The following is a 13,662-nucleotide window of genomic DNA, read 5'->3' as shown; positions in this document are numbered from 1 at the left end:
GCTTGAAAGACTGCCGGCGCCGGTGGTACTGGCAGTGTTCATGGACTTGTTCTTTTCAGGCCAGGGCGGCGCACACCCGCTGCAGCCGTTCGCGGGCCTCTTGCGCCACCCGGGCCACCTCCGGGTTGTCGGTCATTTGCAGCATCGCTATCGGGTCGATGAAGCCGACCGTCACCTCGCCGCCGCCATCCTGGCGCACTGCAACATTGCACGGCAGCAGCAGGCCGATATCGGGTTCCGCCGTCAGCGCGCGGTGCGCCAGCGGCGGGTTGCAGGCGCCCAGAATGCGATGCGCTGGAACGTCGATGTTCAACTTGTTCTTCATCGTCGCCTGCACGTCGATCTCGGTCAAGACGCCGAAACCCTCCGTCTTCAGGGCGGCAGTCACGCGCTCAACCGCAGCGGTGAAGTCGGTCTTGCCAAGATGGGCGTGAAATCCGTAGGGCGTGGATGCAGGCCTTGCGTCGCTCGCGGGGGGTGTTGATGTTCGGTCGCTAGGGGTCATGGTCAGTTCCTTCCAGAATTGTTAATTGCCCGAGCTGCGTCTCATGAGGCAGCTCGCGTGTTTGAGCTTGGCGTCAGGTCGGGCGCCGTATTACTTGCCGCCTCGCTTGACGATCCATGCGACGAAGCCGACAACCACGATGACAAGCAAAATCGGCACCCATATCCCGCCGTATTCGCCCATCGAACCGACACCCCATGTGCCGCCGTTCATCATGTTTCCGTTTTGCGCGAACGAGGCGCCGCTGCTAAGCAGCGATGTCATGCCAGCAGCCATAGAAAGCAAGGTCTTCATAAATTTTCTCCGGTAAAACATCGAAGTCAATTTACGTGGGCGTCCTGCCAACGTCTGTGCGGCATCACACACACCCTTGCTGAAACGAAACAAATCGGGGAATACTGTTCCAGAAAGCGGGACCAGCTCTCACCCAGACCCTACGCATCACCCGGTCCGTCGTTGCTGGCCTCAGAGCAGCACCGGTTTGTCCGGCAATTCATTGCGGCTGCGACCGTCAGCGGGAAAATGTTCCACCAAATGCTGCGTCACCGCCTGCACGCCGCTGACCACGCCACCTTCATAGTTCGCTTGTTTGAAGGCGGCCTCCATCTGGTGACACACTTTGTTCCATTCTTGCGCGCTCACCTTGGCGTCAATCCCGCGATCAGCAACAATCTCCACCGCCCGATCGGCGAGCAGCACGTAAATCAGCAAGCCATTGTTGTGTTGCGTGTCCCACACGCGCAGTTGCGAAAAAACTTCAATCGCGCGCGCTCTGGCCGACTGCCCCTTGAACAGTGGCACGCCGTCCAGCGCACCCTCCACCGCGAAACGGATTTCTCCGACATGGGCGGTCTCGCTGGCTTTGATCGTTTTCTCGATCATCATCAAGGTGCTGCGGGAAAAGGCCCGTCTGACCTGTCCACGGGTCGCCAGCAAATGTCTCACAATGCGTTTGATATCCATGACTACCATCTCCCCGACGCACCGCCGCCACCGAAACCTCCGCCGCCGCCGCTGAAGCCACCACTGCCTCGGCCACCTCCGCCGTAGTAACCGCCAAGTCCACGCCCGCCCATGCCACCACCCAGCAGCGTAACGAATAGCGCGATCACCCCAGCGACCAACGCGATGGATAGGGCGCCCACAAAGAACCAGGCAATTACCGCTACAGCGCCGCCAGCGACCAGCGCGCCAGGGACTCGGCCCAATGCGGCGCGCAGCACGCCACCCACCGCAAGGGCGAGAATGAAGAGAATGGGTGCGTACTGACGAACATCCCCGATGTTTCCCGCAGGCTGACGGGCGGGTTCCGGTAGGGGCTCGCCATCAATGACACGGATGATTTGCCCTATTCCGGCCGCAATGCCGCCATAGAAGTCTTGGCTCTTGAATCGCGGCACGATGGTTTCGCTGATGATGCGCTTGCTGGTGGCATCGTTGAGCGCCCCCTCCAGGCCGTATCCCACCTCGATACGCACCGTACGGTCGTCTTTGGCAACGACCAGGATGGCGCCGTCGTCGACCTTCTTTCGGCCGAGCTTCCATTGCTCCGCAACACGCAAGGCGTATTGTTCGATGGCTTGCGGCGCTGTCGACGCCAGCATCAGGACAGCCAACTGACTGCCTTTCCTGGCCTCAAGCGCGGTCAAGGTTTGCTCCAGGGAGGCCTTCTGCTCTTCGGTGAGGGTGCCGGTCTGGTCGGTGACATGCCCTCTCAAGGGCGGAACGGAAACCTGTGCCCCGGCAAAGAAGGCCCAGCAAAGCGTGACGGCAAGCAGCAAAGCTCTGGCTACCCCTCTCGCAGTCCTCGGTGTGATCACTTGGCCGCTCCTGACGCACCGTCTTTGGGCTGCACGGGTGCGGCGTCAAAGCTGACGCTCGGCGGCCTGGAGATTTCCTTTTCGTTGTCAACCGTGAAGTTGGCCTTTTGCTTGTACCCAAACACCATTGCGGTCAAATTGGAGGGAAAGGATCGCACCGTCACGTTGTAGTCCTGCACCGACTTGATGTAGCGGTTGCGCGCCACCGTGATGCGGTTCTCGGTCCCTTCCAACTGGGCCTGCAGGTCCCGGAAACCCTGGTTGGCTCTGAGGGTCGGATAGTTCTCTGAAACCACCATCAGCCTCGACAGCGCCCCCGTCAACTCACCCTGCGCTTGCTGGAATTTCTGGAATGCCGCCGGGTCGTTAATCAGTTCCGGTGTGGCCTGGATGGAGGTGGCTTTTGAGCGCGCTTCGATCACCTTGGTCAGGGTGTCCTGCTCGAACTTCGCCTCGCCCTTGACGGTGTTGACGAGATTGGGGACCAGGTCCGCGCGGCGCTGGTACTGGTTGACGACCTCCGACCAACTCGCCTTGACTTGCTCGTCCGTGGTTTGAAATGTGTTGTAGCCGCAGCCGCCCAGGCCAAGCGCCAGCAATGCCAAAAGTAAAGTAAGCAATTTGCGCATGTCGATTTCTCCGTTAAAGTTCAGCGATGCTAGTGCGAAGGTGGGTAGGTGTCCAGTTCCTGTGCGGCGCCAGCCTCCACGGGATTGATGGTGGCCCTATTCATCTCCGTTCGAGTCCTCTTGAAAACTTGCCCACCAGGGGCGGCTCACGCAGGATTCAGACCAAACCGTCCTTACGCGAGCGGTTGCGGCCGCTGGCGCAATTCCCAGACGAAATTGCATTCGTTCTGGCCATCCGAAATCCGGCGCCCCATGCCACCGCGATCAAACGTCATTTCGTCGGGTAGGTAGGAATTGAACATCGCGTTATCGATCTGGCAGACAATGGGCGTCATCTCGGGAATGCCCAGGTGGACCGCAAATTCATGGAACATGCAGCGCGTGATCTTGATCTCGAACCGCCGATCCGTACGTTCCACGACTTCCATCTTATTCCAGCGAACCAGGCCAGTGCGGTTGTTCTCTAGCTCCAGATCCGCGAAATTCCGGAAGTTCCGTTCCTTGTGAACGGTATCGAACTGCAGGTTCTGCGCCGCCGTGCCGCCCGTCAACAGTGCGACACGCATGATCTCGAACGCCTTGCGTTGGCCTATTTTCTCCTTGAGATTCAAATAGACCCAAGCCGGTAACGCCGCCAGATCGATCAGCTCGCGAGGAAACCGTGGGTCTATCGTCTTTTTGAAACGATTCAGCGTGAGCTTGCGTTGTAGAAGAAATAGTCTCGGAAATCGCAGCTCCTGGCCCAGCATATGAAGCAATAGCGGTGTGGTGACCTTCTTCATGTCAAATTGCGGCGTTATGGTCATTTGAGTTTCCCCTGTGTTGGCTTGCGCATGGCGGTTCGTCTGTCGTCGCTTTGATGCACGCTGTGGCATCTGCTCTGATCCGGCGAAGGTCTGGCCAGCCTTACCTGTCAGTGCCCACCGCAGCACGCGTGGTCGGCCGGTGCGCCACCGCTGATGTACTTTTCCGGTTCAGCGACAAACGACTTGTGACATATTTCCGAGCAAAAATAATAGATCTGCCCGGCATGTTCTTCCTTAGCCGCTGCCTTGTCTGGCTCCACCTTCATCTTGCATACTGGATCGATCATCATGTTCCACCTCCATATCATCATGCCAATGGTTGCCACCATGGTGTTGCAGAGTCGACTCCGGGGGCAACCGATCCGGAACCGGTACAAACTTATCTGCAGTACAGCTTTACCTTACCCTACCCTACCCTGCGCGGCGACCACCGGCGCGCCGTGTGATCCCGCTTGTCTGATGCCGGCGAGCTTGGTCCGTTTGAGCATCAGCGCATTGATGGCCACGACTGCTGAACTGCCCGACATCGACAGTGCAGCAATTTCCGGGGACAAGGTGAAGGGATAAAAGACACCTGCCGCCAGCGGGAAGGCGATCACGTTGTAGCCCACCGCCCACCACAGGTTTTGGTGCATCTTGCGCAGCGTGGCGCGCGACAGTTCGATGGCGCCAACGATGTCGTAAGGGTCACTCTTCATTAGCACGACCTGAGCGCTTTCCATTGCCACGTCGGTGCCCGCGCCGATCGCAAATCCCACGTCCGCCTGGGTCAGGGCCGGTGCATCGTTGATGCCGTCGCCGACCATGCCGACCTTGTTTCCCTGGTCCTGCAGTTCCTTGATCTTGGCCGCCTTCTGGCCGGGCAACACATCGGCCAGCACGATGTCGATGCCCAGTTCCTTCCCAATGCGCTCGGCCGTGGCCTGGTTGTCACCGGTCAGCATGGCCACCTTGACCCCCCGCTCCTGCAGCTTGGCGATCGTCGCCTTCGACGTCGGGCGCACCGCGTCTGCGATGGCGATGAGGCCGATGAGCTTGCCCGCGCGGGCGACATGGACCACCGTGCGACCACCGCCTTCGAGCCTGGCGGCCTCTGCCGCCAGTGCATCGAGGTTCACGTTTTCGGACTGCAGCAGCTTGCGGTTGCCCAGCAAAACCACATCTGCGCCGATGTTGGCTCGCGCCCCCTGCCCATCGATATTGCTGAAGCCCGTGGCGACGTCGGTGGGGGCGGAGCCGGCGCGCTTGAGAACCGCCTGCGCCAGCGGATGCTCCGAGAACTTCTCGACGGCTGCCGCGGCGGCCAGCAACTGCGCTTCGCTGACGCCAGGGGCCGTCACCACCTCGACCACTTCGGGCTGCCCGAGTGTGAGCGTGCCGGTCTTGTCGAAGACAATAACGGTCAGCTTGGTGGCGTTCTCCAGTGCCGCGGCGTTCTTGAACAAGATGCCATTCATCGCCCCCAGCCCGGTGCCGACCATGATGGCCATCGGCGTGGCCAATCCAAGCGCGTCGGGACAGGCGATCACGAACACCGTGATCGTCAGGGTCAGCGCGAACAGCAAGGGCTGGCCGATGACCCAAAACCACACGCCGAAGGTGAGCAGCCCAGCGGCAATGGCTGCCAGCACCAGCCACTGCGAAGCCTGATCGGCCAGCAGTTGGCCTGGTGCCTTGGAGTTCTGCGCTTCCTGGACCAATTTGACAATCTGCGCCAGCGCCGTGTCGGCACCGACCTTGGTCGCCTTGTAGCGAAAGCTGCCGCTCTTGTTGATGGTGGCGCCGATGACGGGATTGCCAGGCACCTTCTTGACCGGCATCGATTCGCCGGTCAACATGGACTCGTCGACTTGCGAGCTGCCTTCAGTGATCTCGCCGTCTACCGGAATTTTGTCGCCTGGCTTGATGACGACGATCTCTCCGGCGACGACCTCCGCAGTAGGCACCTTGGTTTCGATGCCGCCGCGCATGACCGTGGCCATCGGCGGAGCCAGGTCCATCAGCGCGCGTATCGCGTCCGACGCACCGGCGCGGGCACGCATTTCCAACCAGTGGCCCAGCAGAATGAACACCAGCAACACGGCCGATGCTTCATAGAACACCTCCCCTTCGTAGAAGAAGGTGGCGCCCACGCTGAAGACATAGCCGGTGCCAACGGAGAGAACGATCAGCGTCGCCATGTTGGCAACCTTGTTGCGGGCAGCCCGCCAGGCGGCGACCAGGAAGGGCCATACGGGATAGGCGATGGCACCGGTGGCGACAATGAAGAGGAAGAGTTTGCGATCCAGACCGAAAGGCGTCGGAAAGTCGCCGAACATCTTGCCCATCGGCGAGTACAGGAAGACCGGAACAGCAAACACCAGAGCCACCAGGAAGCGGTTGCGCATGTCGCTTGCCATATCCTGCATAGACATGCCTGGCGCATGGCCCATGTCATGCATCATGTCGGCCTTATCGTGCGTCTTGTGGTCGGCTGACGAGTCGACGTGCCCTCCGTGCGAGCCATGACCGGCGTGGTCTGCATGGGAATCTCCGGTCGTCTTGTGGTCCACCGGATCGCAGACATGGGCGGGTAGGAGTTCACCGCGGCAGTGGTAACCGCAATCGACCACGCGCTGCCGGATGGCTTCAAGGGTGGTTCGCGCTTCGTCATAGTGCACGGTGGCGCTGCCGGCGACGTAGTTCACTTCGGCGTGATGAACGCCGGGGAGCGTCGATAGCTGCCGCTGGACGCCCACCGCACTCAGGGTGGAAACCAGCTCGCCAACTTCGACAGTGCTTGTTTTCATGATTGCTCCTTGGCAGGCGGGATTCAGCGTGCCAATTGCTTGGCGGCGATGCAATCCGGCGTAAATTCGAACGCGATGTCCGGTTCAGGCTGGACGAGTTTTATTTTCTTGCCGGCGTAGTGCAGCCGAGACAGGATGTCGCGCATCAGATTGAGGCGCGCGAGGCGCTTGTCGTCCGCGCGCACGATGTGCCATGGGGCGACAGCGGTATGTGTTCGCAGCAGCATCGTGTCACGCGCGGCGGAGTATGCTTTCCAGTGTTTGACTGCCACCGCGTCGATCGGGCTGGACTTCCACTGCTTGAGCGGATCGCGCGCACGGTCGGCCAGACGCCGTATCTGCTCGTCCTTGCTGATATCGAGGTAGTATTTCAGCAGCTTGATGCCCGAGTTGGCCAGCATCTCCTCGAACTTCGGCACCGACTGCATGAACTTTTCGTGCTCCTCCTTGGAGCAAAAGCCCATCACATGCTCGACACCCGCGCGGTTGTACCAACTTCGATTGAACAAAACGAGTTCTTCGGCGACTGGGAGTTGGGCGACATAGCGCTGGAAGTACCAGCCACTGCGTTCTCGGTCGGATGGCTTGCCCATAGCAACCACGCGGGTCTCCCGGGGGCTAAGGTATTCCACGATACGCTTGATGCTGCCGTCCTTGCCAGCGGCGTCGCGGCCTTCCAGTAGTATGAGGATTTTGTCGCCGCAACCTATGAAATGCCGCTGCAGCTTGACCAGCTCGACTTGGAGAATGTGCAGCTGTGCGTCATAGTCCTCGCGCGAGATCGAGGGTTTCGCTGGCCATTCGCCGGTGGTGAACGCAACCGGCGCGCCACCATCACCCTTGGCCGCCGCCGGGTGGTTGCCCTTGCTGGGCTTGTCCTTGGGGTTCTTCTTGCTCATAGCTGGGCCTGGTCGTCCACATGCTCTTAAACGACTGGCGTTGGCTTTCGCCATGACGGCAGAAAGCGTGGCGTACGCGCTGCGTAGGCTTCGAACTCGGCGCCGAATCGCTTGCGCATCTCGGCCTCTTCCGTGATCGCGAGGCGCGCATACATGACCAGCAGGATCGGGAACATCAGCAGCGTGAGCAGCGTCGGCCATTGCAGCAGGAAGCCAAGCAGGATGAGCACGAAGGCGACGTACTGCGGATGTCGAATCACGGCATAAGGTCCGGCGACAGCGAGCGCATCCCGGCGTTGCGCGTGGTACAGGACATTCCACGCACTGGACAGCAGAATGAAGCCACAGGCCAGGAAGATGTAACTGGCAATATGCAAGACACCAAAGTGGGGGTCTCCTTTTTCGCCCAACAAGGTCGACCACAAATGCCCCGCATCATGGGACAGGATGTCCAGGCCCGGATACTTGGTCTGCAGCCATCCCGACAGCAGGTAGATGGTCAACGGGAACCCGTACATCTCGACAAACAAAGCCACGATAAACGCGGAGAATGCGCTGAAGGTTCGCCAGTCTCGCGCCGTTGCCGGCTTGAAAAAGCTGTAGGCGAACATGATGAAAATTGCCGAGTTAAGAACGACGAGCGTCCAGAGCCCGTAGGCCGGCTGGTCGTGGCTCATGATGGAGTCCCTTGTTTCGCCTGGTCTGGCTTGTCCGGCCCGGCTTGAGGTTCGCCTGGACCATGGTGATGACCATGAGCACCGTGACCGTGATGCATGAAGACATGCATCAGCGGGCAGGCCAACAGCAGCAGAAACGGCAGCGCGCCGAACAAGTGAGCGCGATGCTCTGTCAACAGGAAGTAGCCCGCGACGGCCCCGATAACAATCAAACCAATCGCGTAGCGGGAAGTCCAGAAACCGGGCGGTGTCTCAGATTCTCCATGCTCATGGTTCATGATGAGTCCTTACTTGGCAGCTGGCGCTGGCATGCGCTCCATCATCGTCTTCATCATGTCCTGCATCATCTCCATGCGCTTTTCCATCTGCTGCATGTGATCCGGCGCGCCGTCTGGCTGGGCGCCGTGCGCCATCATGCCCATGCCACCCTTGCCCATCATGCCGCCTTCCATCATGGGGCAGCCCATGGTGTCAGCCTGCATGCCGCGGACCATCTGCATGTTCTCCTGCATGGTTTTCATGTGCTCGGCCATCGCCTTTTGCCGCTCTTCATCCGTCTTCGCCTTCGCGATGCGGTCCAGTTGGGGCTGCATCTTCTTGACGTTGTCCTGCATCTTCTGAACCGTCTGGGCGGGGTTCTTGGCCGCTGGTTGGGTGGACACGGCCTTGGCCCCCGGCGCTGCCTCCGGATGGTGCGCATCGTCTGCGAACGCCGGCGTGGCAAACGCGAGTGCAGTCGCAAGGGCTGTCATGGCTAGGTTTTTCATCGTGGTACTCCTTTAATCAGCGGGTTGCCGACCCCCGAGCAACAAAATGGGTGGGGCCAATCTTTGGGGACCTGTTTAATCACAGTTTGCTGGCCTAGCCTTAACAGAATGATGACCCAAAGATTACATTCCTGTTATCTGCGCCGCACAGGCGCATGAGCAGCGCAAAAAGGCGGCCGGTCAGACGAGTAGCGACCATTAGCTGCAAAATAGATAGCAGACCACGCATATTCCACAAGGTCTGGGGCCACTAATGCACCTGCTTGGCGGTCTTGGTCGATCTTGCGGACCGCTCCCTGGGAATAGGAAGATGACCGGTTGCTTCATTGATTAATGGTTGCGGGCATGACCCTGCTCCTTGTTGTTCACTTTATTCGCGGAAATTTTGATCACCCCCTTCATACCGGCGTCGTAGTGCCCCGGCTGCAGGCAGGCAAAATCAACCTTGCCCGCCTTGGTGAACCGCCAGATGATCTCGCCGCTCATGCCCGGCGCTACCGTGACCATGTTGGCGTCGGCATGCTCCATCGCCGGATATTTCTTCATCACTTCGGCATGTTCCTTGAGTTCCTTTTCAGTGCCCAGCACCATCTCGTGCTTAAGCTGGCCGGTGTTTTTGACAATAAAGCGGATGGTTTCACCCTGCTTGACATTGAACGTTGACGCGTGGAAGCGCATGTCGTCCGTCATAGTGACGATGACGGTACGCGCGACTTTGGATGCGACACCGGGCTTGCCGATCAGCGCTTTGTCATGACCCCCTGCGTGATTGCCAGAGGCCATGGCGGTCATGGCGGTCATGGCTAGCAAAATACCGGGTATGGCGATCAGAAGCTTGTGTAATTTCATGGAATCCTCGTGTCATCACGTTGGGCAAATCGTGAGAAGAAAACTCACGACGAAAATGCAATGTTCGATTTGACGCCGACCAGTATGGTTTCCTCAAGACTTGCCGTCGAGTTTTCCAGCTGAAAATCCTTGGAAAGCCGTCCAGATTCCTTTTGCAGAGCACTCGTCGTTTGCAATGCCTGCACCAGCACATCCTGAAATCCTGTTCCCTGAGCGCCGGAGCTTTTACCCAGCGGTTGGCTTATGCCAGCAAGCGGGCGGATGAAATCAACGGGTTTCGTTGGAACGCTCATGTCATGTGTCTTTCTGCGCAAGAGCAGTTCATGTCACGCACGCACGAGCAAACGGCATGGCTACCAGTTCGCCTTCAGGGCTGCGCACTAGCCGCCATTTGTCGATGGCCCGCTGCCAAACCCTCGTATTCGGTCGCCATGCTCTCGTACAGGCTGACGATGGAATTGCAGTGGACCGGCATGCTGGAGCCGCCTCGTCCGCCCGTGGACATCCCCTGGTAGCTCTTGGCCATCTTGCGATGTTCAGCGGCACTGGCGCGGGCCACAGTGGCTTCCCGGTCGTAGTAGGTGACCAATGCCTCGTGATCGCCGCGGGTGCGTGCGGCCTCGATCCGCTGCCGCAGTTCAGGCGATGGTGCGTTCGGACCCGAAGCGCAGCCAGCTATCACAACGCCCAGCAGCAACACCGAGACAATGCGCCGCAACGATTTCCAATTCATATTCATGGCAGTTCTCCACTGGTAACAGGAATTTCTCAAAAGAGGCATGAGCATCATATGAAAATGAAACCGTCGAAGAGATGACGTATTTATGACATTTCAGTCAGCGTTGTGTAACCTTACTTGGCGTCACCCATCTTCATTTGATGCGTTCAATCCATCTTTGCATTTTTTTCAGCGGCGCCGCGGCCCTTACATGAAACACCATCAACATCCACACCCAACAGAACACGGACCGTCAGATTACATTGCTGTTATCTGCGTCCCCAGTCGCCCAAGCAGCGCAGAATGGCGGCCACGTTACATGAACAATAGAACTTTGCGGGACAGTCCGCGCTACGCTCAGCGAGCAAGCTCTGTCCCCAACTGATTAGGAACTGCCATGAGAATCCTCATTGTTGAGGACGAACCCAAGACCGGGGACTACCTGAAACAGGGTTTGGTCGAAGCCGGCTTCGTCGTCGATCTGGTGCGCGACGGCACGGACGGTCTGCATCACGCGCTGACCGAGGCCTATGACCTCGCGATTCTTGATGTGATGCTGCCTGGCATCGACGGCTGGGCGGTCTTGCAAGGCATCCGCAAGGCCGGCAAGGACACACCGGTGCTGTTTCTGAGCGCCCGCGACCATGTGGATGACCGCGTCAAGGGTTTGGAACTCGGCGCCGACGACTATTTGGTCAAACCCTTTGCTTTTTCCGAGTTGCTGGCCCGGGTACGCACCCTATTGCGCCGCGGCAGCAAGGCCAAGGCGGCGGAGTTTCTGGGTGCGGCCGATCTGGAACTTGATTTGCTGCGGCGTCGCGTCACGCGCGCGGGTAAGCGGATTGATCTGACGGCCAAGGAATTTGCCTTGCTCGAATTGCTGCTGCGGCGACAAGGCGAGGTGCTGCCACGCTCGCTCATCGCATCGCAAGTGTGGGACATGAATTTCGACAGCGACACCAACGTCATCGAGGTCGCCATGCGCCGCCTGCGCGTCAAGCTGGACGACAATTTTGAGCCCAAACTCATCCGCACCGTGCGCGGCATGGGCTACGTTCTGGAGAATCCCGATTGCGCTTGAATGGACGAACCTCCATCACCCGGCGGCTGACGCTGCTGTTCGTCATCGCCTCGTCGGCCGTGCTGCTGGCGCTCGGGTTCGTGATCGCCTCCTCGGTGGAGCAACACTTCGAGGACCTGGACATGGAAGTTCTGGTGGGCAAAATGGAACTCACCCGGCATGCCCTGGAAATGTTGAAGTCCCAAGACGATCTCAACGGTCTTTCACAACAGCTGGACCACTCGCTGATTGGGCACCACGGCCTTGAGGTGATGGTCATCGGCGCCAATCACGCCGTCATCTTTGCCACGCCGAACGCCAACTTCGCCCCCGACCTGGTGACTGCCAGCGCTACCCAAACCCCGCATCGCCCCATGCTCTGGACGCTGGGAGAGCAAACCTACCGTGGCATCGCGGCGGAATTGCCCACGGGCATCAACGGTGGGAAGAAGGTGGTTGTAGCGGTGGCCACCGACATCGCCCACCATCAGGCGTTCATGCATTCTTTTTTGCAAACGCTGTGGGTCTTTGTCGCCGGGGCCGCCGCACTGACCGGTTTTTTGGGTTGGGCAGCGGCCCGGCGCGGCCTGGCGCCGCTGCGCGCCATGCGCGAGCAAACGCAAACGGTCACCGCCCAGCAGCTGAGCTATCGCCTGGCGGTGGAATCGGCGCCGGTCGAACTGGCCGAACTCGCGCAATCCTTGAATGAGATGCTGGCGCGGCTGGAAGAAGCGTTTCACCGGCTCTCTGATTTTTCTTCCGACATTGCGCACGAGTTGCGCACGCCCGTGAGCAACCTGATGACGCAAACCCAGGTCGCACTGTCGCGCCCGCGCGAGGCCGACGCCTACCGCGGCATTCTCGAATCGAACGCCGAAGAGTTCGAGCGCATGGCACGCATGATCTCCGACATGCTGCTGCTGGCCAAGGCCGAATACGGCCTGGTGGTGCCGAGCCGGGAAACCGTCCATCTGGCGACCGAGGTTCTTGCCCTGTTCGAGTATTACGATGCCGTGGCCGACGACAAGGGGCTGCAGCTGACGCTCGACGGCGATGGCAAGGTGACTGCGGACCGGCTCATGTTGCGCCGGGCGCTGGGCAATCTGCTGTCCAATGCGGTGCGGCATTCGACGGCCAACAGCGCCGTGCACGTGCGCATCAGCACGGGCCCGGACGTGGTCTCGATTGCCATGGAAAACACCGGCGACGGCATTGCGCAAGACTATTTGGAGCGGGTCTTCGACCGTTTCTTCCGCGTCGATCCGTCGCGCCAACGCTCCAGTGAAGGCACCGGCCTGGGACTGGCCATCACCAAATCCATCATCGTCGCCCACGGCGGCACGATCTCGGTCGCATCCATCGACGGTGTGACCACGTTCACGATCATACTGCCTTGCGTCTAAGCCAGCAGTTGCGCTCCGTCAAGCGAGAAGCGGGGCCAGTGACTATAGTCGGCCATGCCTTACCAACTCCTCTACTGGCCCAGCATCCAGGGTCGCGGCGAATTTGTCCGTCTGGCGCTGGAAGCGGCCGGCGCGCCTTATGTGGATGTCGCGCGGGGTGACGCCTCCAACGGGCAGGGCCTGCCGACCTTGTTCCACTACCTGCAAGACGAGTCCGTGGCGCGGCCGCCGTTTGCCTGCCCGCTGCTGGTGGACGGCCAACGAGTGATCGGGCAGACCGCCGCCATCCTGCTGTACCTGGGCCCGCGCCTCAAGCTGGTGGGCGCAAGCGTTGCCGACCGCCTGTGGACGCATCAGATCCAGCTGACGATTGCCGACGCGGTGGACGAGGCGCACAACACGCACCACCCGGTAGGCACGAGCCTGTATTACGAGGACCAGAAAAAGGAAGCGTCCACGGCCGCGAAAGAATTTCGCACCCAACGCATGCCAAAATTCCTCGGCTGGCTGGAGGCCGTGCTGGCGCGCAACCCCAAAGGCGACCAGCATCTGGTGGGCGCGCGACTGAGCTATGCCGACCTGTCGCTGTTCCAGCTGGTGGAGGGCCTGCGCTATGCATTCCCCAAGGCGACGCAGCGCGCCTTGAAGAAAACCCCGCTGGTGTGGGCGCTGCACCAGCGGGTTGCACAGCACGCCCGGGTGTCGGCCTATCTGCGCAGCGAACGGCGCATTCCATTCAA

General features: G+C 60.0%; 18 protein-coding genes. 3 read left to right on the top strand and 15 right to left on the bottom strand.

Annotation, left to right across the window (positions count from 1 at the left end; genetic code table 11):
• Positions 1–55: 55 nt before the first annotated feature.
• From B3V69_RS13040 to B3V69_RS12970, 15 genes are all read right to left on the bottom strand, one after another.
• Positions 56–505, bottom strand: a complete 450-nt coding sequence (locus tag B3V69_RS13040; RefSeq protein ID WP_296447188.1) for a DUF302 domain-containing protein — start codon at positions 503–505, stop codon at positions 56–58.
• A 90-nt stretch (positions 506–595) separates the two neighbouring features.
• Positions 596–799 (bottom strand): hypothetical protein, encoded by a 204-nt coding sequence (locus B3V69_RS13035; protein WP_296447185.1) that lies wholly within the window; start codon positions 797–799, stop codon positions 596–598.
• Positions 800–970: 171 nt separating this feature from the next.
• Entirely contained in the window at positions 971–1,468 is a 498-nt protein-coding gene (locus B3V69_RS13030; protein WP_296447183.1) for a TPM domain-containing protein, read from the bottom strand.
• A gap of 2 nt (positions 1,469–1,470) precedes the next feature.
• Positions 1,471–2,286, bottom strand: coding sequence for a TPM domain-containing protein (locus B3V69_RS13025; protein ID WP_296447181.1), 816 nt, complete (start codon positions 2,284–2,286; stop codon positions 1,471–1,473).
• Between the two features lie 35 nt (positions 2,287–2,321).
• Positions 2,322–2,954, bottom strand: coding sequence for a LemA family protein (locus B3V69_RS13020; protein WP_296447180.1), 633 nt, complete (start codon positions 2,952–2,954; stop codon positions 2,322–2,324).
• 173 nt (positions 2,955–3,127) lie between these two features.
• On the bottom strand, positions 3,128–3,736 hold the full coding sequence (locus B3V69_RS13015) for an L-2-amino-thiazoline-4-carboxylic acid hydrolase (protein ID WP_296447178.1): 609 nt from the start codon (positions 3,734–3,736) through the stop codon (positions 3,128–3,130).
• Between the two features lie 131 nt (positions 3,737–3,867).
• Positions 3,868–4,050, bottom strand: a complete 183-nt coding sequence (locus tag B3V69_RS13010; protein ID WP_296447177.1) for a YHS domain-containing protein — start codon at positions 4,048–4,050, stop codon at positions 3,868–3,870.
• A 111-nt stretch (positions 4,051–4,161) separates the two neighbouring features.
• A complete protein-coding gene (locus tag B3V69_RS13005) occupies positions 4,162–6,549 on the bottom strand; it encodes a heavy metal translocating P-type ATPase (RefSeq protein ID WP_296447175.1) in 2,388 nt (795 codons plus the stop codon).
• Between the two features lie 23 nt (positions 6,550–6,572).
• Positions 6,573–7,448 (bottom strand): polyphosphate kinase 2, encoded by an 876-nt coding sequence (ppk2, locus tag B3V69_RS13000; protein WP_296447172.1) that lies wholly within the window; start codon positions 7,446–7,448, stop codon positions 6,573–6,575.
• 26 nt (positions 7,449–7,474) lie between these two features.
• On the bottom strand, positions 7,475–8,125 hold the full coding sequence (locus B3V69_RS12995; RefSeq protein ID WP_296447171.1) for a methyltransferase family protein: 651 nt from the start codon (positions 8,123–8,125) through the stop codon (positions 7,475–7,477).
• Complete coding sequence (locus B3V69_RS12990) at positions 8,122–8,403, bottom strand: DUF2933 domain-containing protein (protein WP_296447169.1); 282 nt, start codon at positions 8,401–8,403, stop codon at positions 8,122–8,124. Before B3V69_RS12990 ends, B3V69_RS12995 begins: the two co-directional genes overlap by 4 nt.
• 9 nt (positions 8,404–8,412) lie before the next feature.
• Positions 8,413–8,892, bottom strand: coding sequence for a hypothetical protein (locus tag B3V69_RS12985; RefSeq protein WP_296447167.1), 480 nt, complete (start codon positions 8,890–8,892; stop codon positions 8,413–8,415).
• Between the two features lie 330 nt (positions 8,893–9,222).
• On the bottom strand, positions 9,223–9,741 hold the full coding sequence (locus B3V69_RS12980) for a cupredoxin domain-containing protein (RefSeq protein WP_414707526.1): 519 nt from the start codon (positions 9,739–9,741) through the stop codon (positions 9,223–9,225).
• A 44-nt stretch (positions 9,742–9,785) separates the two neighbouring features.
• Positions 9,786–10,034 carry a flagellar hook-basal body complex protein FliE gene (locus tag B3V69_RS12975; RefSeq protein WP_296447164.1) on the bottom strand — a complete coding sequence of 83 codons (249 nt, stop codon included), beginning with the start codon at positions 10,032–10,034 and terminating at the stop codon, positions 9,786–9,788.
• A 74-nt stretch (positions 10,035–10,108) separates the two neighbouring features.
• The gene (locus tag B3V69_RS12970; protein ID WP_296447162.1) at positions 10,109–10,480 is read right to left on the bottom strand and encodes a hypothetical protein; all 372 of its coding nucleotides are present in this window, start codon (positions 10,478–10,480) and stop codon (positions 10,109–10,111) included.
• Positions 10,481–10,856: 376 nt separating this feature from the next.
• Here B3V69_RS12970 and B3V69_RS12965 point away from each other — a divergent pair, with 376 nt between their 5' ends.
• The 3 genes from B3V69_RS12965 to B3V69_RS12955 form a co-directional block, all read left to right on the top strand.
• Positions 10,857–11,540, top strand: a complete 684-nt coding sequence (locus B3V69_RS12965) for a heavy metal response regulator transcription factor (protein ID WP_296447161.1) — start codon at positions 10,857–10,859, stop codon at positions 11,538–11,540.
• The gene (locus tag B3V69_RS12960; protein WP_296447159.1) at positions 11,537–12,922 is read left to right on the top strand and encodes a heavy metal sensor histidine kinase; all 1,386 of its coding nucleotides are present in this window, start codon (positions 11,537–11,539) and stop codon (positions 12,920–12,922) included. The genes B3V69_RS12965 and B3V69_RS12960 overlap by 4 nt, the downstream gene beginning before the upstream one ends.
• A 54-nt stretch (positions 12,923–12,976) precedes the next feature.
• Positions 12,977–13,662 (top strand): glutathione S-transferase (locus B3V69_RS12955; RefSeq protein ID WP_296447157.1); only part of this gene is annotated, 686 nt, incomplete at its 3' end.

Source organism: Rhodoferax sp. UBA5149 (assembly GCF_002413825.1).
In the GTDB taxonomy this organism is placed as follows: Bacteria; Pseudomonadota; Gammaproteobacteria; order Burkholderiales; family Burkholderiaceae_C; genus Rhodoferax.
The sequence above is the reverse complement of the archived record's forward strand: the minus strand, read 5'-3'. Positions and strand labels throughout refer to the sequence as shown.